This window comes from Apilactobacillus apisilvae (genome assembly GCF_023380225.1).
Taxonomy (GTDB): Bacteria; Bacillota; Bacilli; order Lactobacillales; family Lactobacillaceae; genus Apilactobacillus; species Apilactobacillus apisilvae.
This window is the reverse complement of sequence record NZ_CP093362.1, coordinates 1,221,114-1,243,875: the sequence shown is the minus strand read 5'-3', so window position 1 is coordinate 1,243,875 and position 22,762 is coordinate 1,221,114. Positions and strand designations below refer to the sequence as shown.

Genomic DNA, 22,762 nt, shown 5'->3' with positions numbered 1-22,762 from the left:
TAAGTTTATTTCTAATGTTTTTCTCATTTAAATCTAATTATATACTTTTTGATAGCATTAAGCTATTAATATATATATTGTATAAGATATATTTGTATGATGCTAATAAAAGCACTAAAAAAGCGACCTAATTATTTTTAGGTCGCTAATTTTATTTAAACATTTGATTTAACTGTTTTTTATTATGAAGATTAAGATATTTTTTAGATTGATTATCTTTTAAAACATAACCAATCCCATTTCCTTGAAGATTGGTTCCGTTGAAATATTTAGCTGACCAAGTTCTTAAGCGATATTGATCAGTTAATTTAGCATGATTAGAAACTTGGCGGTACTTAAACAAATTAGGAAAACGGTGTTTCAACATTTTAAGATAACGGCCACCATACTTATGCTGATAATCTTTTCCACTACCTAAACTATTGGCCGCGTATAAAATATTTTTGATTTTAGTGTTAGGCAATGGAACTCCAAATCCATTTGTCCTTGTAACATCAACAACTTGTTTCCATGGTAACGAATAAATTTGATTAGGAACAAAATCAGCCATCACTTGAATATTATTACGATGCAAAGCTTTAATGGTAGTTGCTAACTGGTCAGCGGTTCCATATTTAGTTGGTTTATTGAACCCTAAATCATACTTATCATTAAAAGCATAGCCATTTTTAATAACTGCATCAATAAAACTATCATCATTAGTTGAGCGATATTGTGGTGCCAATTCAAAAGAGGTAATTCCCCACCTATTAAATAAATCTGCGTTCTTTGCAATAATTGCATTAGTATATTGATCTTTAGGGGTAGTTGAATTAGGGTTGGTCTGGAAATTAGAAAAGCCTTCATAGATAACATTAGAATCTAACGCTGGATTACTATGGAGTGTTTTACCGTTAGCGTTATGTTTTTGGCTAGGTTTAGTTCGGACATCTTGGTTACTAAAAGTGCCTTTAGGTACCCAAACTGACATATAACCATAGACTTCTGGATTACGATAACCTTTAATATCATTAGCATTTAAAATTAATTGCCCCGCATCGTTAGTTTGCTTAGTAAATTGAGTAGCTGATGAATCATCGTAAGTACTAATACCATTTTGAGTTGATTGCATTAATGGACGATAAGTTTGGTTGGAATGTGCTTTCCCCATATCTAAAATAACTTTGTCATCATTCTTCAATGCTAAATTAGGATTATTTGAAACGACTACCCCAATGCCAGAACTACGTGTTAGGGAATTGCCTTTTTGTTTAGGATTATTAGCGCCTTTACCAAAACGAACTGAAGTTAATACCTTATCCTCACCAGTTTTTACATGAACCTTTTGTAAATCCATTTTTTGTCCACCAGCAACATATTTAACTCGATTGGTTAAAAGTTGACTAATTGAATCATAAAATGGCGTCTTAGTTTGCATGTAATTGTCACCATCAAAATACAAATCACCATAATAAATCCTTGGGACCGTGTCCTTGTTAGTTAGCATTAAAGCATAATTACTAGCCAAATTATATGGAGTATATTCTTTATTAGTACTCCACATGTCTTTTTTATAGATGCTAAGTGCCTTTTTAACAACTGATAAATTAGGATTACGCATTAAATTAACTTTACCTTTGGTATCCTTTAAAGCAATTTGCGTTAATGCATCCTGGGGTCCATTATCATGTGAACGTGAGAAGGTGTAGTTCGGCGCAACTGATTGATTGCCATAATTACGCGAACGATCAACATAATGATCACGAATTAATGAACTTAAATCAGAACCATTATGATTTTTGGCAGTTAATGGACTAGAGTACATTGCATAACGAATATCTAAGCTTAGATAATTAGTTCCACGACCTTTTAAATAGCGTGCATCATTGTCATCCCAGCCTTCAACAATTGACAAATGTTGATTAGCTTTCGCGTCATTTTTATTGGTGTGATATATATCGCGAGCATATTTAGCGTAAATATCAGTTAAATCAGCATCAATATTATCTAAAGCATCAATTCTGATACTATCGAAATTAGCATCACTGCCATGTTTAGTAATTTGGCCAAAATGGGTTAAATAATACATCCAGTTAAGTTGTTCCGATTGCACAATTGGGTTGGAATTATCAACATCATTAGCTAATAAAAATTCTTGTAAGTTGGTATCCTTATTACTTCCATCAACATTACTACCATTACGATTAATTAAACGATATTTAGAATTAGTGTTATTTTTCAAATGCTTATTGTTTCCATATAAGAAAAATCCACCTTGAAAACCATCAGCATTACTATAACTAGAAACAGCTGGTTGTTCACTTTTAATATTAAATTGGCGTTGTGATTTGATAAATTTATGCATCAAAGTCTTTAACCAATCAGTAGAATGTTCTTTAGCAATTCTTTTTTCAATTACACGTTGAATTTGGTTAGTCGTTTTATTTAAATCATGATTTATTTTAATTTCATCAAAATGTTTTTGCATAAAATGTATGTATTGTCGTTTCGTTGATTTGTTTGGCCACCAAAACATTAATAAAGGGCGACGATCATTTTTCTTGGAATTAGTCCAGTGTTTTCCATTATTTAAAATATATTTAGGACGAAACCAAGTTTCAGCAGTTAAATAACCATCAATATTGGAAATATTTTTATGGTCAACTTTATAAAATTCGTTGTGTTTGGCATATTGATTATCAATTGTTTTGGCACTAGTTGGAGTATTCCAATTAATTGCAGCTAGTCCCAAAACGGTCAGCAAAAGCATAAAAGCAGTTTTAATATTTTTGTTCATTAATAAGCGTTCTCCTAAGTTTTATGTATTTATGAATTAAGCAATATCTTATATTAAAGCATATTAAGTGAAAGTCTACAAATTAAAAAACACGCTTAAATTTAAGCGTGTCATTTATCATCTAACCAAGTATTTTATTGTTCTTAATCCAGTGGTTACCATTGTAATACCATTTATTGGTCGAGCCAATCCACTTCATACCTTTATATAAATATATACGGGAATTCTTCGGTGTTAATATTTTACTATAATTTGAAGGATCAAAGTTAGATTGAATAGTAGCACCTGATTTACTAGTGTTATATGGTCTCATCATAGAAATAATATATAAGTAGTAGACTTTATTACTATTACCAATTTTAGCTTGATAATTGTTGTAGATTTTTTTAACATAAATAATTTTTTTACTCTTACTGGAAATTTCTAATGCACTTTTTTTAGCTTTATTTAAATCATCAGTAAGCTTTTTTAGTTCGTTAGGTTCTGGATCAGCATCTTCATAGTCACCTAAATTACCATCCGCAGTATCATATTTATTAAGTGCTTTTAATGTTGGAAATAATAGAACCGAATTGTTAAACATGTTACTGCCATAACTATTGTCAAATTGTCCACGATACCAAATTTTGTTATTAAAATCTGTTATTTTGGCTTGTTTATAATGTACTTCTTTAACCGGTAAATTGTATTTATTATCATTAAGCAACTGAAGTTTGGGAACTCCGTGAATTTTTGCATACATTGCTGTTTGATGGTGCATATCGGTACTATTACTTTCAGGTTTATTAGTTAAAACCGTAAAGGTGTTAAATAATGCAGTCACATAGACCTTACTGCCAGCCTTTAAAGTTTGGCTTTTAATAACTTTTCTTTGCCAAGTTTGGTCAGATTGTCTTTTATAATCTTGAATCCAGTCAACTTTCATCGGAGCAGTTAGTTGAACATGCCGCCAGTTACTCCAATATGAATTCATCATTGCTGGAATATCGCTTTTCATAATTTTACTTTTTTGATTTGCTGATACTGACATTGTTGGTAGCATCAACAATATTAATGTAAAAGCATTAATTAATAATCGTTTTATTTGCATTTTAAAATGACCTCTTAATATATTTTCTATAATTTTACATACTAAACTAGAAATCGAATCGTAGACATTAAAACTAAATATAATAAATCTATTTATTTCCGTAAATTATTGAAAATATTTTCTTAATTATATATTTTTTATTATAAGATTTTTTGTTTAAGCTTTTTTTTCTAAAGTATTTTAATGAAATATTACTTAATATATTAAATAATATTTTTACATTCATTGAATTATAATTAATGATGCGATTTTTAATATTAAAATTATATTCTTTAATATCTGAATATTGATGAAGATCTTTCATAATTTCATAACGTTTAAAATTATTAAGTTTATATTTTTTACACAAAAAGACCAATTCACCATATAATTGAAAATATTTATTGTAATTATTAACTTCAGAATAGCCATAAGGTAACCCAATCTTCTGTATATTACTTTTACTATCCAAGGTTATTACCCCGCAAAAAATATTTTCAACTCTGTATTTTAATATCCAAAAACTATTGGATCTTTTATTTTTTTTATAATCCAAAAAATATTTATTTATTTTAGATTTATATTTTTTTAACTTAACATTACTTATACTGATGTTAACTATTAAAAGCTTTTCCCCTTTTTTACATTGAGAATTTGAATTTTGTATTATTATATTTTTAGGTACTGAAAGTAATGAAAATTCATATCCTAAAAAATCAAAAAGATGATAATTGTTTTGAATACTACTTTGTTTTAATTTTTTTAAAATTGGTTCACTAATTTTAGTTATAGAAAATTTTTTATCTGATAAATACAGGTTTAATTTTTTCAATTTGTCTGAAATATCTTTTTTAATACTATTAAAATCAAATTCATTTCCTGATAAAACAATAATGAAATCATCAACAAATCTTTCATAAATAATTGGCTCAAATTTTAAATTAATAAAATTATCAAATTCCATTAAATAAATTTCACTAAGTGAAGAAGACAAAGGATTCCCCTGAGGCAATCCTTTTATATTCTTATCAAAAATAATATTCTTGATAAGGTTTACTTTTTCAATAGACAAACAATCTTTTGTCATCATTTTTTTATATATAATACGCTTATTAACACTAGAAAAAAAATGATGAATATCTCCTCTTATAATTAATGTAGGACGTTCATTACTAAAAGTAAGGCAATTATCATTATCCATTATAATTCTATTACCATTTGACAGACATTCTTTAATATCTTTTATTATATTCTGTCTAGATTTTGTTTTAATAGACCATATTCTTCTTAAATAATTAGATAATTTCTTGTAAGAATTCATTAATTCATCATTATATATATATATTTCTCTGCCATTTAAGTTTTGTTTTTTATAATAATATTTTTTTTTCATAAATTATCTCCATTTATAAAATGATAATAATTAATTCAATATGTATAGGCCAAAAATTTTTCTTACATATATAAATTTTTTTAATTTAAATATGATTAAGATAGAAAATAATCTTAATATGATATTATAAGTATAAATATCTATTGTGTGGCTATTACATTTTACAAATGAAATTTCATAAATTAATATTTTATAAATGAATAATATAAAATTATTTTATCCAATAAATAAAGAAAATATAATTTAGCCTAAGAAAAATAATGACCTAATATGATAATAACATAAACTTAATGCATTCAGGAGATTTTATAATGTCTAATAATTATTTTTTGAGAACAGATGTTCTTCCAGAAGAATTACCAATACCATTTTCAAATAAACAACTATATAAAAATATAACAGAAAAAGATGTAAACAATTATTTAACAGAAAATTATAATAAAAAGGTATTAGATGTAAAAGATGGTACAATTCCTTTAGTTCAACAAAGCATCCCCCTTAAATTTAAGGTAGATGCTAGAACAGATAAAATTAGAAATATAGGATTAATCCATCCATTAGCTCAATTGCAAGTTTTATTTTTTGTAATAAAATATGAACGAATGATTTTATTATCAACTGAAAAATCTAATTTTAGTGTAAGAAAACCAGTTAATAGAAATAAAAATCAAATTGATGAGTTAAAAGCCAAAAAAAAGAAGATTAAAGAATTAAAAGATTCATTTATACCAAAATCACGTAATTTAATATCCTCAGAGGAATTAATTAAGCAATATAGAAATTACTTTTCATTTTCTAAATGTAATTCTATAAGTGAACTATTTAAATCATCTGAATTCATTAATTCTCAAGAAAATTTTTTACATATGCAAAAAATAGATATACAAAATTTTTTCCCTTCAATATATACACATTCCTTGTCTTGGGCTCTTTTTGGTTCTAAAAAGATTGCAAAAATTAATAAAAATATAAATTCATTTGAAAATAATGTAGATAAAATAATTAGAAGAATAAATTATGATGAAACTAATGGTATAATTATTGGACCCGAATTTAGTAGGATAATTGCAGAATTAATTTTATGTCAAATAGATAGAGAAGTAGAAAAGGATCTTTATAATGATAATATAAAAAATAACAAAGAATATAAAATTTTTAGATTTATTGATGATACATTTATATTTTATAATAGTGATGATGTAATAAACAAAATAATTCAAACGATAAAATCAAAATTAGCAAAATATAATCTTGATTTAAATGAAAATAAGATAAAGAAATTTTCATTAACTACATCCATTTCAGTATCTCCAATTACTAAAGTAAAAATTGCCATAGATACATTTAAAAGAAATAAATACATAAATGCACAAAAAAAGAATATCGATGAAAAAGATTTTAGAGGAACTAATAATGATTGGAATTTACTATTTGAACAAATTATTGAAATATCTTCAAATAATCCAAAAGATAAAACAAAAATAATAAATTATTTTTTAGAATCCTTATCAGGCATAATTATTATGAAGCCTACAAATAATAATATTGCAAATTATTTGAAAACAATTAATAAGGTACTAAGAGGCATAACTGATTTAATAAAGATTTCTTTTACACAAAAAACCTTATACAAATCTTATTTCTTAGTAATCAAAATAATAAATCAGATAAAAGAAGGAATTAAAAATAATAACTTACAAAATTATGAAAAGGATTTTATAGTTCCAATATTTATTTTTATATCTAAATTAATATCTTTTAATTGGTTTGATATAACCCAAGGATATGATTTTATAACTATATCTAAATTTTTCATTAAATATAATTTATATTTAAACAGTTATAAATTAATATCATTTATTAAATCAAACAAAAATTCATATTTCATTATGTCTACAATTGCTTATTATATTTATGATAATAAAAATAAAAGTGTATTTAAAAACTATATAACTGTTAAAAACGTTTTATATAGAACAATAAAAAGTACAATATTAAATTATAAATTAAAAGGAAGTTTAAAAGAACTATGGTTTGATTCTGAGTGGTTTTACTTTTCAAATGATTTTTCAAAATATCCTGGTTTTAAACAAGAAGAACGTCAATGTTTTATTGATAATTTTAAAAACACTTTAAAAAAAGCAAAATATAGCAACACTACGAAAATTTTATTTAAAGAATCATACTATAATTGGAATTTAACATTTGATGATATATCTAAAAAATTATTCTATAAAAAAGTAATAAATAAAATTGAAAATAATATAATATATTAAAAAAAGCAATAAAAAGATTTAGAAAATTATAAGTCTTTTTATTGCTTTTTTAATTACATATCTTTTTCAATTTTCTTTTTTAAATCTTCATATCCAGGTTTACCTAATAATGCGAACATATTACTCTTGTAGTCTTCTACTCCAGGTTGGTTAAAAGGATTAATTCCATTTAAATATCCAGAAACTGCAATTGCAAATTCAAAGAAGTAAATTAATTCACCTAAACTGTACTCAGTTTGATCTTTCAAACTAACTACCATATTAGGAACGCCACCATTAGTATGTGCAATAATAACACTTTGGAAAGCCTTATCATTAACATAATTCATGGTTCTACCTTCCAAATATTGAATCCCATCATTATTATCACCAGTAACTGGAACATCAATATCTGATTTATGTTGATCAATTTTAACAACTGTTTCCATTAAATTACGCATCCCTTGTTGAATGTACTGACCTAATGAATGCAAATCAGTTGAGAAGTTAGCGGAACTAGGATAAATTCCCTTTTCATCTTTACCTTCAGTTTCACCAGCTAATTGTTTCCACCATTCAGCTAAGAACCGTAGATTAGGTTCATAGTTTTCAAGAATTTCATTGGTATAGCCCTTACGATAAAGAATGTTACGATAAGCCGCATATTGAAGTGCCCCATTATCTTCTAAAGAAGTATTCATGTAATGCTCTTGGGCATCAGCTGCACCCTTCATCAATTCATCAATATCAGCACCGGAAGTTGCGATTGGCAACAAGCCAACTGCTGAAAGAACTGAGTAACGACCACCAATTCCATCTGGGATGATAAATGATTCATAACCATTTTCGTTAACTTCTTGTCTTAAAGCACCATTTTTAGCATCAGTAGTTACATAGATACGTTTGTTAGCTTCAGCTTGACCATATTTTTTCACTAATAATTCTCTGAAAATTCGAAAGGCAATTGAAGGTTCGGTTGTTGTTCCAGATTTAGAAATAACATTAACTGAAAAGTCTTTATTACCAAGAAACTTGATTAAATCATTAACATAGGACCCACTAATAGAATTTCCGGCAAATACAACTTGTGGGTATTCACGTTCATCTTCTGACATAGATTCATAAAAGTTATCATGAAGAAAATCAAGCGCCATTTTAGCACCCAAGTAAGAACCACCAATTCCAATCACAACTAAAACTTTAGAATCTGATTGAATCTTTTTAGCAGCTTTTTTAATTCGAGTAAATTCGTCTTGATCATAGTCAGTAGGAAGTGTCATCCACTGACGCATTTTATTTTCAACACCAGTACCATTTACTAACTCATCACGAGCAGTATTTAACATTGGTTTGATTTCATTTAATTCATTAGTTTTTACAAAGCTTTTTAATGCGGATGTATCAAATTTTATGTTTGTCATTATGCTCACCTCAATTAGATTTTAACAATATTTTCTTTATAATACTGTTTTAACGCTAGTGAAAAATTACCAACAGTTGCCGAACCATTATGTTCAACTTTAGGCATTTGAATATATTCTTTTAAATCACCAACATCCAAATAATCATTAAACATTGCTTTGAAGTGTGTTCTTACCATATCTAAGAAAGCTTCGCTAACAACCCCACCACCGAAAATAATACGTTCAGGACGAATAAATAAAGTGGCTTGAATTGAAGCTTGCGCAACATAATATGCAACATAATCCCATGAGGGATCTGATAATGGCACATCTTTACCATTTTTACCAGTCCGAGCATTAAAAGTTGGCCCGGAGGCTAGTCCTTCTAGACAGTCACCATGATATGGGCAAATACCTTTAAATGCTTTATCACCTTCAGCACGTTTTAAGCGAACATGCCCAGCTTCAGGATGACCGACGTGGCCTAGGAAATGACCATTATCAACGATACCAGCTCCAACTCCAGTCCCAATTGTGTAATAAACTAATGAATGAATTGGTTTGTGATTTTTAATTGAAGTAATGTATTCACCATAAGCAGAGCCATTAACATCAGTTGTCCAATACATTGGAATATCAAAATATTTTTTCATAGTTCCTAAAAAGTTGGTATTAGACCAATGTGGTTTGGGGGTATCAGTAATATATCCATATTTAGGATTATCTAATCTTAATTCAATTGGCCCAAACGATGCGATCCCAATGGCTTTTATGTCATCGAATTGCTTAAAATATTCCACACACTTACCTAAAGTTTCTTCAGGAGTGGTTGTTGGAATATGAATACTATCTTTAATGTTGAAATTTTCATCGCCAATTGCACACACGAATTTAGTGCCGCCAGCTTCAATACTTCCAAATAACATTAAAATCACCTCGTATTAATCACAAATCATCGTTTGCAATCTATCAATTTATAGAATTATGTTCTCTACAAAAATAAAGATAGCACTTTATGAAACCGTTTACAACAAAAAACATTCAAATTTATTGTAAACGGTTTCATAAAGTGGTAATTTTAAATTGTTAAATAATATTTAATGGCTTTTATTATGAAAAGAGGGATTGCCCATGTTATTAGGTAGCATTGAATTTCGTGATGATGAAATCACATGTGCTGTAAGTGATGGTCACATCAATATTAAAGATAAAGTCGAATTTCCATTAACCACTCCAAAGGAAAACTTCAAACAGATTGTTGAATATTTTAAAAAAATCAATGATATAAAAGCGATCGGAATTTCATCTTTTGGTCCACTGGAAATGCGTACCTATTCTCCGCAATACGGTTATATTAAAGATTCATCTAGGAAAAACTGGTCAAATGTTAATGTCCTAGGAACCTTAAAAAAATATCTAAAAGTTCCAATGTCCTTCACTACTGATGTTAATAGTACTGCATACGGTGAATACATCACTTCTATTTTAGAAAATAAACCAGTTTTATCATTGGTTTACATTACTATTAGTAAAGGTGTGGGTGCTGGTATCGTTAATGATGGTGAATTAGTCGGATATAAAGGTAGTCCTGAAATTGGACACATCTGTCCTAAAAGGCATCCCAAAGATCAAACTTTTCCCGGAACATGCCCTTATCAAGGTGATTGCTTAGAAGGTTTAGTTTCTGAACCAGCATTTCAGGCGAGATTTAATAAAAGCTATAAAGAAATTTCAATGTTTAAGCCGATTTGGGACATTATCGCATACTACATTGCTCAATCGGTTGTTCAATCAACTTTATTAATACGACCACAAAAAATAATCATTGGTGGTGACATTATTAATAAAATTGAAATTCAAAAAATTAAAAATGAATTTAAAAAATTAATAAATAATTATATTAAAGTTGGCGATGATGGTAACTTAGAAGGTTATATCAGTTTACCTTCAAATTCTAGTAATAAATTATCAATCATTGGTAATATTTCATTGGCCAAGAAAGTGTATTATGCAGATGGCGATGAATATGCAAAATAATTTTAAATTTTAAGGATGTTGGATTATTCTAACATCCTTTTTTATTGTTATGTATATGAATAATGAATTACAATTATAGTATATATATTGTTTAATTGAGGGAAACTGACAATAATGAAATTTTTAAATAACATTTTAAAAAATATGGGATACATATTAATTATTCCGGCATATATTTTATTTTTTACTGTATTTTTTGCATATTTAGCATACTTCTGTTTCCAAATTTTAACTGGACATATTCTAAGTGGAATAGTTTATAATTTTTTAAAAACTGCTGGATTAATTGTCGATAATAACATTTCAATAAATATTATTTCAGCCATTATTATTTCATCAATTTTAATGATGTGTGTCTTTACGGATTCATATATGATTGAAATTCTGAAAAAAGCTGAAATAAAAACCGTTGATGTATTAAGCAAAGTTAAATTTAATTGCTCGTTTGCCATTTTAATTTTATTAAATTGCTTAGCAATGTACATTAGAAATTCTTATAAAGAAGTCCCACTAGCACTTCCTAACGGTAATTTAATTCCACTAGGCATCTTTATTTGGCTTAGTATTTTATTAATAACTTACTTAAGTAACAAAAATATAAAAGAGGAAGAATAAACTTGAAAACAATTATTAAAATATTCAAAATAATTTTATACATATTAGTTGTAATATTTTCGATTAGTTTTCTAATTGTATTTTTTTCATGTTTAATGTATTTTGGATATAAATTAATGGGGATCGATAATGAAAATTTGATTTCATTCATGACAAATAGTGGATTAATTAAAGAAAAACATATAACAATAAGTATTCTTTCATCAATTATTGTATTAGTGTGTTTATTTTCAATAATTATGTTAATAATATCAGTATTAAGCGTTTTCAGAAATCTGAATAATAAAATTAAAATAAAAAATAATATTAAATATTTTAATATATACTTAGTTATCGTATTTGCCTTTAATGTAATTGCTATGGTTTTACGATTGATGAATTCAAATGTTCCCCATGCTTTGTCATATGGAAAAGTCATTCCATATCTAGCTTGTCTTTGGTTAACGTTCCCATATATAATAAAATACTGTCGAAATAAGGTTGGTCATAAATGAAAAAATTAATTTTCCTAATATTAGTTGTCGTTGGTGTTGTTGGATATTTTCACTATACAAGTGCTCAAGATAAAGCCCAACGAAAAAACTTTGTAAAAGCTTATGATGAAAATGGTCAAATGGTTTTAAATACTCAAAATAAGGATTTAATCAAGTATATGTCAGATGATTTTGGAGATAAGGCTGGATATGTTGGTGGAAACAATAAAAGTGCCAAATTGCCTAGTGGTTCAAAGTTATCTTATACTTATGAATTATCCCAAACCCATCCCAATGCTAGTATGAAAGTCAAAGTTTATTCCAATACTGGATATATTACTGCTGATAATAAGGGATCCAAAGTTTTCTTGGTAAACAAATTACCAAATGTAACTTGGAAAATGTCAGAAAAAGAAATGAGCATTTATAATAACCCAACAAGATATAAGTAAATAAAAAAATTCCAGCATCTAAAATTAAAAGATGCTGGGATTTTTTGTTTGTTCTATTATTTTTGCCTTCTGTATTATAATAACTTCATCATTTATGATAAGGACTACCTTCATTAATCATAAATGCCCGATAAACTTGTTCAGTCAAAACCAAACGCATTAGTTGATGTGGCAGAGTAAATTTACCAAAAGAAATTTGTGTATCTGCACGTTTCAATACATCAGAAGAAAGTCCCAATGATCCGCCAATCACAAAAGTTATATCAGAGTTACCATATGTAGTAAGTTTATCTAATTCTTTAGCAAAGTCTTCTGATGTTCGTTCATTACCCAAAATAGCCAATGCATATACATATTCTCGATCAGATATTTTTGATAAGATACGACTACCTTCTTTTTCCATCACATTATCCATTTGAGACTGGCTAAGGGATTCCGGCGCTTTCTCATCTGGAACCTCAATAATCCGAAATTTACAAAAACGTGATAAACGCTTTGCATACTCAGCAATTCCAGCTTTAAAGTACTTTTCTTTTAATTTTCCGACAACAACTAGCTTAATATTCATTTGTGAAATTTTCCTTTCAAAAAATATTTACACCATATTTTGTGTTTAAAATATCATAAAAACACAACCGATATGATATTAAAAATGTCAATCTTTTCCACAGAGTTATCCACAAGCTGATTAGTACTTATTTTTTGTGTAACAACTTATAATCATTGTCAAATTAACATTTCAATGTATAATTTTTTATGTGTAACTTTTTTATCCACAGAGTTATCCACAGGTCTGTGGGTAATAAGGTAAAAGCTATGAATTATAGATATAAAAGCCGTTATACCAACTTTTATACAAATTTAAAGTTCTATAATAACTATAATTAATTTGTTTAGTTATTATTAATAATAGTTTGTGAAATAACACTTAAATTTATTTCACAAACTATTAAAATATAATCAACATTATAGTTCGTAATTAATCGTACTTGAATATATCATTTTGATTATACCAGTAATTTTTATAATCGTAAAAAGCAAAAAAGGCAGAGATTAAATCTCTGTCTTTTTATGGATGCATCCCATTCATCAAAAAATTAGTTGCATCCTCAGTTATTTTATTAATGTTTAAATTTTGATAATCATTTTTAATAATAAAAGGTACCATATATCCCATTAATATAGAAAATAAATATTGTAGAAATTTTTCAGTTGATATATCAACCAACTCATTTTTAGATTTTAAATTTTCCAAAACAGGGGTAATACTTTTTGATAATCTACTCTTTACAATAGTTAATAACTCTACTGCCAATTTTTTCTTTTGTATTATCTCTTGCAAAAATACTTTTGCGATAAATTGATTTTTAACAGCAAAGTTTAAACGATCACGAATAATATAGTTTAAAAAATCCTTTAAACTATCAAAATGAACTTGATTTACTTCTGCAGAGAATTCACTAGCAACTTTGGGTACAACACCTTGAATAAAAGGTATCAATATAGCGTTCAAAATATTTTCTTTGGTCTTAAAATGTTTATAAACGGTTCCTTCTGCTACTCCTGCTTTCTTTGCAATATCAGCAGTTTTAGTTTCAGCATAACCTTTTTCAGCAAATAATTTAATACTAGCCTGTAATACCGATTTTTGTTTATCAGTTAAAGACTCTTCATCTAAACTTTTTGATAATAAGGTATTAATATCCGTAAGCTGCATATAAAAATCCCCTTTATACTTTTCTATAACGTTTTAGTCCCATCACATTTAGAATTGTTAGCACTATTGCAAAAACTATTAGTACAATAATATCTACCCAAACATCTGATAGTCCTTTACCACTAAATACAATAGCAGATTGAGCATCAGTAGCATATCTTAATGGTAAAATATGTGACACTACATTTAACCAGTTAGGCAATGAATCAAATGGAATAATTCCTGAGAAGAAAATTTGTGGAACTGCAACTACTGGAATAAATTGTACCATTTGGAATTCAGATTTTGCTAAAGTTGATACTAATAATCCAGCAGTTAAAGCAACTAGAGCAACCAAAACATTAATCACAATAACACTAAAGATACTACCAATAATTTCAATATTCAATAACCAAACAGTAACTAAGACAATCACTATTGTTTGTAATATTGATAAAACTCCGTATGCTTCCAAATATCCTAAAATAATTTCTGATCTTTTGACAGGAGTAGCTAAAACACGATCTAATGTCCCCGTAGTTCTTTCTTTTAACAATGCCATTCCTGAAATAAGAAAGACAAATAAGAATACAAAGAATGCCATTAAAATTGGTACAAGTGTACTGAAATAATTTGTATTAGAATCTCCATAAACATAATGATTGTGCACTTTTAGGGCTGATGATTGTGTTCTTTGTGCATTGGAAGGAACACTAGTTTGACTCATTTGTAATTTCTGATTAGTAATTGATAGTTGTTTTACCTTATTAGATAAGTTCTTCATCGTATTACTAGTAACACTACTTTGCAATCCCATTTTAGCTAAACTAGTTTTACTAGAATCAGTATTAGAATAAGTTACATCTAGTCGATTACTATTTTGATGGATATAAGCATCCACTTTACCATTTTTCATCGCTTTTTTAGCTGCATTAACATTATCATAATTATGAACCTTTACATTTTTAACATCTTTAAGTTCAGTTCTAATCCCACCATTAACCCCAATGGTTCCTAAGTTAACATTTGTGGAATTATTAGAATTAAACACTAAACTCATTAACCACATAATTAAAATAGGAGCTAAAAATATCATTGCTAGCGTTCTTTTGTCTTTTAATAATTCTTTAAATAGTCTGATACCAATTTCATTTATTCTACTCATTATAGTTCACCTTCTGCTTTCAAGAATGCATCCTCAACTGATTTAACATTATACTTAGCTTTTAGCTCAGTTGGGGTATCATAATCCATCACTTTTCCCTCAAGTAACAGAGCAACTTCATCAACTTTTTCAGCTTCATCCATAACATGAGTTGTAATCAAAATACTAGAACCGTTAGATGATAATTTTCTTAGTTCATCCCAAATTTGTAGTCTCAATGCTGGATCAATTCCAACAGTGGGTTCATCTAGAACTAACAATTGTGGATTATCTAACAATGCAATTGCTAATGATAATCTTCGCATCATTCCTCCAGAATAACCACCTACTGGTTTACTCAAATCATTTTCTAAATTAACAACTTTAGCAACCCGATTAATTTCTGATTTACGATTCTGCTTTTTAATTCCTTTCATTGAAGCAAAAAAGTCTAAGTTAGTGTAACCTGATAATGATGTATATAAAGCATCTGACTGTGCCATATATCCAATATCGCTCAACAATTTACGATTAGGTAACTTTCTACCAAAGACTTCGGCGGAACCAGCATCAGAAACTTCCATTCCTAAAGTAGTTTTAATAACAGTGGACTTTCCTGACCCAGAGGGCCCAATTAGACCAACAATTTTGCCTGGTTCAACATGTAAATTAACGCCACGCAAAACTTGTTGATTACCAAATGATTTTTTTACATTTTCTAGCAAAATAACATTTTTCATTATATTTCTCCCCTTTTCAATGAGTGAATACTCACTCATTAATCTATTTAATATTCTAATCATAAAAATAAAATTGTCAATAATTTTTGAGCAACTTATTATATTTAAATTTTAAATTATATTAATATTGATTTGAATAATAAATCTAAGGAGGAATTTTTCTATGTCTGATAAATTAACTACAGATGAAGGTCAAGCTTGGGCAGATAATAATCATTCATTAACTGCTGGCAATCGTGGCCCTGTTTTATTACAAGATTATCAACTAGTTGAAAAATTAGCTCATTTCAACCGTGAACGTATCCCTGAACGTGTTGTTCATGCTAAGGGTGCTGGTGCTAAAGGTGTATTCACATTAACTCGTGATATGAGTAAATACACTAAAGCTGACTTATTTAACGGTGAAGGTAAAGAGACTCCACTATCAATTAGATTCTCTGAAGTTGCTGGTGAATTAGGATATCCTGATACACTTCGTGATGTTCGTGGATTTTCGATGAAATTTTACACTAAGGAAGGAAACTACGATATTGTTGGTAACAATACCCCTATTTTCTTTGTTAATGATCCATTAAAATTCCCTGACTTCATTCATTCACAAAAACGTGATCCTGCTACTCATTTGAGATCACAAGATATGCAATGGGATTTCTGGTCACATTCACCTGAATCACTACATCAAGTTACATACCTAATGGGTGACCGTGGTAATCCTGCCAGTTATGCAACAATGAATGGTTATGGTTCACATACTTTCAAATGGGTAAATGCAGAAGGCAAACCTTGCTGGGTTAAATATCACTTTATCTCAGAACAAGGTGTCAAAAACATGACTGAAAAACAAGCTGTTAAGACTGCTTCAGAAAATCCTGACTATCTAATTCAAGACTTATACGATCGTATTAAAAAAGGAGATTATCCAAAGTGGAAAGTTTGTGTTCAAATCATTCCTTACGAAGAAGGTTTAAATTACAAATACGATATCTTTGATGTTACTAAGACTGTTTCACACAAAGATTACCCACTACAAGAAATTGGTGAATTCACACTAAACGAAAATCCTACTAACTATTTTGATGATGTTGAAGAAGCAGCTTATGCTCCTTCAAACTTGGTACCAGGTATTGAACCATCAATGGATAAATTACTACAAGGCCGTCTATTCGCATATAAAGATGCTGAAAGATACCGTTTGGGTGCTAACTATGAGAAGTTACCTATTAATCGTCCAAGAAACGAAGTTCATAACTATGCTCGTGATGGCTTTATGGCGCAAAGTCAAAACGGTGACGTCAATTATGAACCAAATGGTGAAAATGGCCCCGTTGAAGATAATTCAGCTAAAATTCATCAATATGATGTTGAAGGTAAGGCTGGTAACTATAAGACTTACGATGATGATCCATATTCACAAGTTGGAGCTTTATACAATGTATACTCCGATGATGAAAAAGATCGTCTAATTGAAACCTTAAAGAATACTTTAGGTACAATTAAGAGCCATGATAATAAAGTTCGTGAAACTCGGATGTTCTATAAAGCTGATCATGATTATGGTACTCGTGTTGCTAAAGCATTGGGATTAGACATGGATGAAATTACAAAATAATTCATAATTAATTGAATCAAAAAGTCTGATATAAAATATATCAGGCTTTTTTTATACATAGAATAAGTGAAATATGTCAGCGTTGTAATATTAAATAATATAACTGTAATTATTCAATAATATTGTTGATACATTTAACGGGTATAGTTACAAATATAGATAAGAACGAACGTAAAAAAATAAAATCGATATTTAAAACAAGGAGAAATTTATTTTGAATAGCATTAAGAAATCAATCGTAAAATATACAATCATCGCGTTAGGTACTTTTGCATTATTATTTGCATTTAACCTAGCAACTAACAATCAAAACAATGCTCAAGCTGCTACTAACTGGCAAACAGTTGCTGAAAAGGGTCTATCAAAGAACCAAGTATCAGCTAGACGTTGGATTTCATTTCATGAATCAACAAACAGATATTACGCAAGAAATGGTGTTTGTTATGGTAAATTCCAATTAAGTATTGGATACTTACATGGTGACCATTCAAAGAAAAACCAAGAATTAACTGCTAACCGTTACGTTAAAAATCGTTATGGTACTTGGACAAACGCTAAAAACTTCTGGCAAGCACACCATTGGTACTAAAATTTAAATATCTAAAGGCAACTATCACACGATAGTTGCCTTTTTATTTTGATTATTAATAGTGATAGAATAAAAACACTTAAGTTAAGTAAAGCGAGGCGAAGATAATCAATAAATATTATATTGTAGATAATTCATTACTACCTGATACTTTTGAAAAAGTGATTAAAGCACGTAATTTATTAAATCAAGGTGCTATAAAAAACGTTAGCGATGCAGTTAAAAAGGTTGGAATTAGTCGTGCTAGTTATTACAAATATAAAGATTTTGTATATGAATCTGAAAACAAAAATTACCAGAGAAAAGCAGTCATTTCATTTCTTTTAAATCACAAAAGTGGCATCTTATCAGAGGTTCTCAATGACATTTCAGAAGCTGATGCTAATATTCTGACAATCAATCAAAATATTCCAATTAACAATATGGCAAATGTTGTTATCTCATTGGATATTAATCATATGAATATTTCAGTTGATGATTTATTATCTAAAATTTCAGTTATTAAAGGAACTAATAAAGTTAATTTAATTGCGATTGAGTAAAAAAAGATAAGCCATCTGGCTTATCTTTTTTAAACGATTGTTTGTGATTTGGCATTATAAGAAGCAGGAGCTTCTTTAGCAACTAAATTAGTAACCTTTTGCATATGATCACCAAAATCACGAATAAGATTTTGAATGTTTAAATACTCATCGTGATCTTCAAGTCTATTCATTCGACTGATAATCGCACGACGTTCACGATTACGGAAGCATAACTTCAACTGGCGACTAACATTTAAAATCTCAGTTAAGCAAAATACATTAACTGACATTGGAGATGTTCCTAGCATTTGATTAGATATTTCATCGATTATTTCTTGATTAGTTTGGTGTTTAGGAACAAAAGTCCTAACTTTATGGATAAGTCCCTTTTTCTTTTCTACAACATGTCCATATTCAGCAAATTGTTCGCCTAGTGCCATATAAGTGTGTTTCATTACACTAAAATTCTGTAGTAATTTAGCGATAACAGTATCGATATCTTCTTCTTTATTTCTTTCAATTAAATCCATGAATGAATTCAAAAAGTATAATTGATGTGGTAACCCATTACCAATCTGAATCTTGTTATCTGTGCCAATTGTAATAACTCCGGCAGCTGCTAAATCAATTAAACAGCTATCAACCAAATAAGCGCGTGAGCGAATGTTCTTCAACATTACTCTACTATCTTTTGATTTACTAGTAATCAAAAAATACATTTCAGCAGTTGTAAGTGCCATTTTATAGCCTCCATGAAAATAATAGCAATATTTTACCACTTAATAAAAAGTTTGGGAACAATATTGATTAATTTTGTATTTCATTTCTAATTTTATTGGTTCGCTCAAAATTATTAGTAAACACTCCAAAAATATTCTTTCTAAATAGAAATCTTAGTCTTAATGGATGATTGACAGTGAAAATTTTTTCTCTATTCTCAATACCATCTTGAAAAAATTTCAAGTGTAATGAATCTAGATGATTATCATTCATAAACTTTTCGGGATGCTTTACTTTTCTAACACTTAAAAAGCAAAATTTTTGTTTACTGTCTAAATTTTGAGCAACTTTAATCGAATCTAGATTAAAAGATGAATAAATAACCGGATGACATAAATGATATTCACTCATCATCTTAATGACAATTGCTTCAATTCCACGATAATGAATTTTATTTGTCTTAAATTCAAGATTAATATAAATGTCCTTATATTCAACTAAATCTAAAAGCTCACTTAGTTTAGGAATCGGTTCATAGTTATCTAAAGAAAACTGTCTCAATTCATTTATTGTATAGTCCTTAACAAATCCACGTCCATCAGTAGTTCGATTGATTTTTTCATCATGAATTATGACCGGTATATTATCTTTAGTTAAGTGGACATCAAATTCAATTCCATCAATATGATGATTAATAGCATATCGAAACCCCTGTAATGAATTTTCAGGATATTTGTCTGGGAAACCGCGATGACCAAAAACTAAACTTTTCATTAGATAACACCCCCTAAACTAATCATTTAATTTCTATGATAAATCTATTTTTAAATTTTGCAAATAATAGTTTTTTAGCTACATAATGTTACAATAATATTATCATAAATAAAAACAAGGAGGTCCCTATGATTTACGCAATTATTAGCTTTTTAGCTGGATATATAATGTTTGTTTTTTGCTTATTTCAAGGTGTTTTGGATATGTCAGCTCAAATTAATGAAATTCATAAAGCTGAAAATTCATCACGTAAGTTTCGTGCCATTAGAACTGGTTTATGGATGATTCCACCATTAAAAATTATGCTCGAAAGAAATCGTTTAAAAAAAATTGTGCAAAGTGGTGATAATTCCATTGAAGATGCTAAACGTTTTAAAAAATATTACGATATTTCTAATCAATCAACTGCATGGGCATATATATCCTTTGCATGTATGTTAGACTCGATTGTTTCGATAAAAACTTTATTTGATGCATTTGGTTGGCATTTAACCTTACCACTATTTAGTGTTCTATCAATAGTGGTAATTCTTGCTGGATATGCACAGGTTATGTATCGGGCATCTGACGATCGTGAAGAAAAACTTAGTGCTAAAATTGAACGTCTTGGAAAACAATAAAATAATATAAGATTGCTTTTTGGATTATTATAAATGTATAATTTTATATAATTAATTTCCTGGAGGAAACAATGAATATTAACGAAGAAAAATTACATATGATTACAAAAGCTTTAGATAACTCAATTAGAATTAAAGTTTTATATTATTTAGCAGAAAATAAAAACAGTAATGTTTCAAATTTAATTAATATTTTTAATATATCTCAACCTAACATCTCTAGACATCTAAAAATATTAGCAGATGCTAACTTAGTCTTTAGTATTAAAGACGGTCAAGAAAGAATTTATCAAATAAGCGATCAACATGTTTTACAAATGCTAGACACTTTAAAAACGCATATTAATGATTAAACATTATCAATTGACATATACCTTTATTTGTTATATAAATATAAATGATATATAACAAATAAAGGTATTTTGTATTTTTGGAGGATAGTATGCATAAATTTAAAAAAATTAGTTTTTTAATCTTTTTGGGTAGTATTATTTTTATTTTAACCGGGTGTAATAGCCAGAGTAATAACCCTAAAAAAAGTATTAATGTCACAACATCATTGAACTTCTATGGTGAAGTCGCTAAAGATGTATTAGGTAATCACGGAACTGTTAATTCAATTATCAACAACCCTAATGTGGACCCTCATGACTTTGAGCCTAAAAGTAGTGATGCTAAAAATGTATCAAAAACCAACATCATGGTATATAACGGTTTAGGTTATGACAGCTGGGCTGAAAGTTTAACTAGTAATAATTCAAATATTAAAAATATCAACGTCGGTGCCCTAATGGGAAAACGTGATGGTGATAATCCACATATTTGGTATAATACTGACACAATGAAAGCTTTGGCCTATGATCTAGCAAAACAATTTAGTAAGTTGCAACCAGAAAATAAAAAAGCTTTTGAACAAAATGCTCAAGAATATGTTAATAAACTAAAACCAATTGATAATACCATTAAAGATATTAAAAAATCAAAAACCAATAAACCAGTTGCGGTTTCAGAACCTGTCTTTGATTATTCGTTAGAAAAATTTGGATACAAAATAGCAGACAAAAATTTCGAATCAGCTATTGAAAAAGATAACGATCCTGCTCCCAAAGACATTCGTCAATTACAAAATGATATAAAGGATCATAAATTAGCATTTTTCGTAGTAAATAAACAGGTTAATAGTAAAATTGTTACTAACCTAGCTGAATTGGCAAAACAAAATAATGTACCAATCGTTAAAGTAACTGAAACTAAGCCTGACAATGATAAAACTTATCTTGAATGGATGAATAATCAATATAGGCAAGTTCTAAACATTCAAAAAAATCATAGTTTGAAGTAAAAGCTTTAAAATATTAGTATATAATATAGGTATATTATATATGAGATTTTAAGTTAAGAGGTTCGAACAATATGGCAATTGCACTAATCAAAGAAATGTTCAATGAATTTAATGATCCCGACTTAACCTATATTGAATCCAGAGATGGAAACACAGAATGGTTTAAGTTATCTTTCCTAGCTGATGAACAATATCACACATATAAAGATGGAAAAAGACAATTTATTGAAAAATATAATCAAGAATTAAATGATGTTATGAGTAACTTTTTAAATAAATATCAAAAAGAATTTGAGTCTTCATTTATTGATGAAAATGAATTCGAAGTTTTAGATCGAACTAAAGAAATTGCAAAAGATTTGAAAGAAACTTTAGATAAAGAATTTTTAATTCCTAATAAAATTATTCTTTTTAGTATTGATTTAGTTGGTAGCTGGCAAGCCTTCAAAAGTTCGGGTAAATCTGAACTAGAAAAACGCTTTTACCATAATATTGCTGAACACGTTAAAGAACAACATGAAAAATAAAAAA

General features: G+C 28.2%; 22 protein-coding genes. 11 read left to right on the top strand and 11 right to left on the bottom strand.

Going from position 1 to position 22,762, the window contains the following annotated elements; all coding sequences use genetic code 11:
• Window positions 1-151: 151 nt before the first annotated feature.
• The 3 genes from MOO46_RS06355 to MOO46_RS06345 form a co-directional block, all read right to left on the bottom strand.
• The gene (locus MOO46_RS06355; RefSeq protein ID WP_249510840.1) at window positions 152-2,776 is read right to left on the bottom strand and encodes a glycoside hydrolase family 70 protein; all 2,625 of its coding nucleotides are present in this window, start codon (window positions 2,774-2,776) and stop codon (window positions 152-154) included.
• Between the two features lie 121 nt (window positions 2,777-2,897).
• Window positions 2,898-3,866: a hypothetical protein gene (locus tag MOO46_RS06350; protein WP_249510839.1), complete on the bottom strand. Its 969-nt coding sequence runs from the start codon at window positions 3,864-3,866 to the stop codon at window positions 2,898-2,900.
• An 88-nt stretch (window positions 3,867-3,954) separates the two neighbouring features.
• On the bottom strand, window positions 3,955-5,238 hold the full coding sequence (locus MOO46_RS06345; RefSeq protein ID WP_249510838.1) for an RNA-directed DNA polymerase: 1,284 nt from the start codon (window positions 5,236-5,238) through the stop codon (window positions 3,955-3,957).
• A gap of 311 nt (window positions 5,239-5,549) precedes the next feature.
• On the opposite strand from MOO46_RS06345, the gene MOO46_RS06340 reads away from it, so the two are divergent.
• Window positions 5,550-7,514: an RNA-directed DNA polymerase gene (locus tag MOO46_RS06340; RefSeq protein WP_249510837.1), complete on the top strand. Its 1,965-nt coding sequence runs from the start codon at window positions 5,550-5,552 to the stop codon at window positions 7,512-7,514.
• Between the two features lie 53 nt (window positions 7,515-7,567).
• On the opposite strand, the gene MOO46_RS06335 is transcribed toward MOO46_RS06340, so the two are convergent.
• Entirely contained in the window at window positions 7,568-8,914 is a 1,347-nt protein-coding gene (locus MOO46_RS06335; protein WP_249510836.1) for a glucose-6-phosphate isomerase, read from the bottom strand.
• 14 nt (window positions 8,915-8,928) lie between these two features.
• Window positions 8,929-9,822, bottom strand: coding sequence for an ROK family protein (locus MOO46_RS06330; protein WP_249510835.1), 894 nt, complete (start codon window positions 9,820-9,822; stop codon window positions 8,929-8,931).
• A gap of 205 nt (window positions 9,823-10,027) precedes the next feature.
• Here MOO46_RS06330 and MOO46_RS06325 point away from each other — a divergent pair, with 205 nt between their 5' ends.
• From MOO46_RS06325 to MOO46_RS06315, 3 genes are all read left to right on the top strand, one after another.
• Window positions 10,028-10,933, top strand: a complete 906-nt coding sequence (locus tag MOO46_RS06325; RefSeq protein ID WP_249510834.1) for an ROK family protein — start codon at window positions 10,028-10,030, stop codon at window positions 10,931-10,933.
• Between the two features lie 114 nt (window positions 10,934-11,047).
• Window positions 11,048-11,548 (top strand): hypothetical protein, encoded by a 501-nt coding sequence (locus MOO46_RS06320; protein WP_249510833.1) that lies wholly within the window; start codon window positions 11,048-11,050, stop codon window positions 11,546-11,548.
• 490 nt (window positions 11,549-12,038) lie between these two features.
• Window positions 12,039-12,473 carry a hypothetical protein gene (locus MOO46_RS06315; RefSeq protein WP_249510832.1) on the top strand — a complete coding sequence of 145 codons (435 nt, stop codon included), beginning with the start codon at window positions 12,039-12,041 and terminating at the stop codon, window positions 12,471-12,473.
• Between the two features lie 88 nt (window positions 12,474-12,561).
• On the opposite strand, the gene rlmH is transcribed toward MOO46_RS06315, so the two are convergent.
• The 4 genes from rlmH to MOO46_RS06295 all read right to left on the bottom strand — a co-directional run bounded on the left by rlmH (window position 12,562) and on the right by MOO46_RS06295 (window position 16,053).
• The gene (rlmH, locus tag MOO46_RS06310; protein ID WP_249510831.1) at window positions 12,562-13,041 is read right to left on the bottom strand and encodes a 23S rRNA (pseudouridine(1915)-N(3))-methyltransferase RlmH; all 480 of its coding nucleotides are present in this window, start codon (window positions 13,039-13,041) and stop codon (window positions 12,562-12,564) included.
• Between the two features lie 501 nt (window positions 13,042-13,542).
• On the bottom strand, window positions 13,543-14,190 hold the full coding sequence (locus MOO46_RS06305; RefSeq protein ID WP_249510830.1) for a TetR/AcrR family transcriptional regulator: 648 nt from the start codon (window positions 14,188-14,190) through the stop codon (window positions 13,543-13,545).
• 13 nt (window positions 14,191-14,203) lie between these two features.
• Entirely contained in the window at window positions 14,204-15,334 is a 1,131-nt protein-coding gene (locus tag MOO46_RS06300) for an ABC transporter permease (protein WP_249510829.1), read from the bottom strand.
• Window positions 15,334-16,053, bottom strand: coding sequence for an ABC transporter ATP-binding protein (locus MOO46_RS06295; RefSeq protein ID WP_249510828.1), 720 nt, complete (start codon window positions 16,051-16,053; stop codon window positions 15,334-15,336). The genes MOO46_RS06300 and MOO46_RS06295 overlap by 1 nt, the downstream gene beginning before the upstream one ends.
• Before the next feature lie 163 nt (window positions 16,054-16,216).
• On the opposite strand from MOO46_RS06295, the gene MOO46_RS06290 reads away from it, so the two are divergent.
• From MOO46_RS06290 to MOO46_RS06280, 3 genes are all read left to right on the top strand, one after another.
• Window positions 16,217-17,662, top strand: coding sequence for a catalase (locus MOO46_RS06290; RefSeq protein WP_249510827.1), 1,446 nt, complete (start codon window positions 16,217-16,219; stop codon window positions 17,660-17,662).
• Between the two features lie 214 nt (window positions 17,663-17,876).
• Window positions 17,877-18,251, top strand: coding sequence for an aggregation-promoting factor C-terminal-like domain-containing protein (locus MOO46_RS06285; RefSeq protein WP_249510826.1), 375 nt, complete (start codon window positions 17,877-17,879; stop codon window positions 18,249-18,251).
• 107 nt (window positions 18,252-18,358) lie between these two features.
• Window positions 18,359-18,793 carry an ACT domain-containing protein gene (locus tag MOO46_RS06280; RefSeq protein ID WP_249511721.1) on the top strand — a complete coding sequence of 145 codons (435 nt, stop codon included), beginning with the start codon at window positions 18,359-18,361 and terminating at the stop codon, window positions 18,791-18,793.
• Window positions 18,794-18,822: 29 nt separating this feature from the next.
• Here MOO46_RS06280 and MOO46_RS06275 read toward each other — a convergent pair whose 3' ends face one another.
• Together MOO46_RS06275 and MOO46_RS06270 are read right to left on the bottom strand one after the other, a co-directional pair.
• On the bottom strand, window positions 18,823-19,515 hold the full coding sequence (locus MOO46_RS06275; RefSeq protein ID WP_249510825.1) for a GPP34 family phosphoprotein: 693 nt from the start codon (window positions 19,513-19,515) through the stop codon (window positions 18,823-18,825).
• Window positions 19,516-19,582: 67 nt separating this feature from the next.
• Window positions 19,583-20,269 (bottom strand): glycerophosphodiester phosphodiesterase family protein, encoded by a 687-nt coding sequence (locus MOO46_RS06270; protein ID WP_249510824.1) that lies wholly within the window; start codon window positions 20,267-20,269, stop codon window positions 19,583-19,585.
• Between the two features lie 128 nt (window positions 20,270-20,397).
• Between MOO46_RS06270 and MOO46_RS06265 the strand changes: the two genes are divergently transcribed.
• The 4 genes from MOO46_RS06265 (at window position 20,398) to MOO46_RS06250 (ending at window position 22,758) form a co-directional block, all read left to right on the top strand.
• Complete coding sequence (locus MOO46_RS06265; protein WP_249510823.1) at window positions 20,398-20,889, top strand: hypothetical protein; 492 nt, start codon at window positions 20,398-20,400, stop codon at window positions 20,887-20,889.
• A 71-nt stretch (window positions 20,890-20,960) separates the two neighbouring features.
• Window positions 20,961-21,242: an ArsR/SmtB family transcription factor gene (locus MOO46_RS06260; protein WP_249510822.1), complete on the top strand. Its 282-nt coding sequence runs from the start codon at window positions 20,961-20,963 to the stop codon at window positions 21,240-21,242.
• 89 nt (window positions 21,243-21,331) lie between these two features.
• Window positions 21,332-22,231: a metal ABC transporter solute-binding protein, Zn/Mn family gene (locus MOO46_RS06255; RefSeq protein WP_249510821.1), complete on the top strand. Its 900-nt coding sequence runs from the start codon at window positions 21,332-21,334 to the stop codon at window positions 22,229-22,231.
• A gap of 71 nt (window positions 22,232-22,302) precedes the next feature.
• Entirely contained in the window at window positions 22,303-22,758 is a 456-nt protein-coding gene (locus tag MOO46_RS06250; RefSeq protein ID WP_249510820.1) for a hypothetical protein, read from the top strand.
• The last annotated feature ends 4 nt before the right edge of the window (window positions 22,759-22,762 follow it).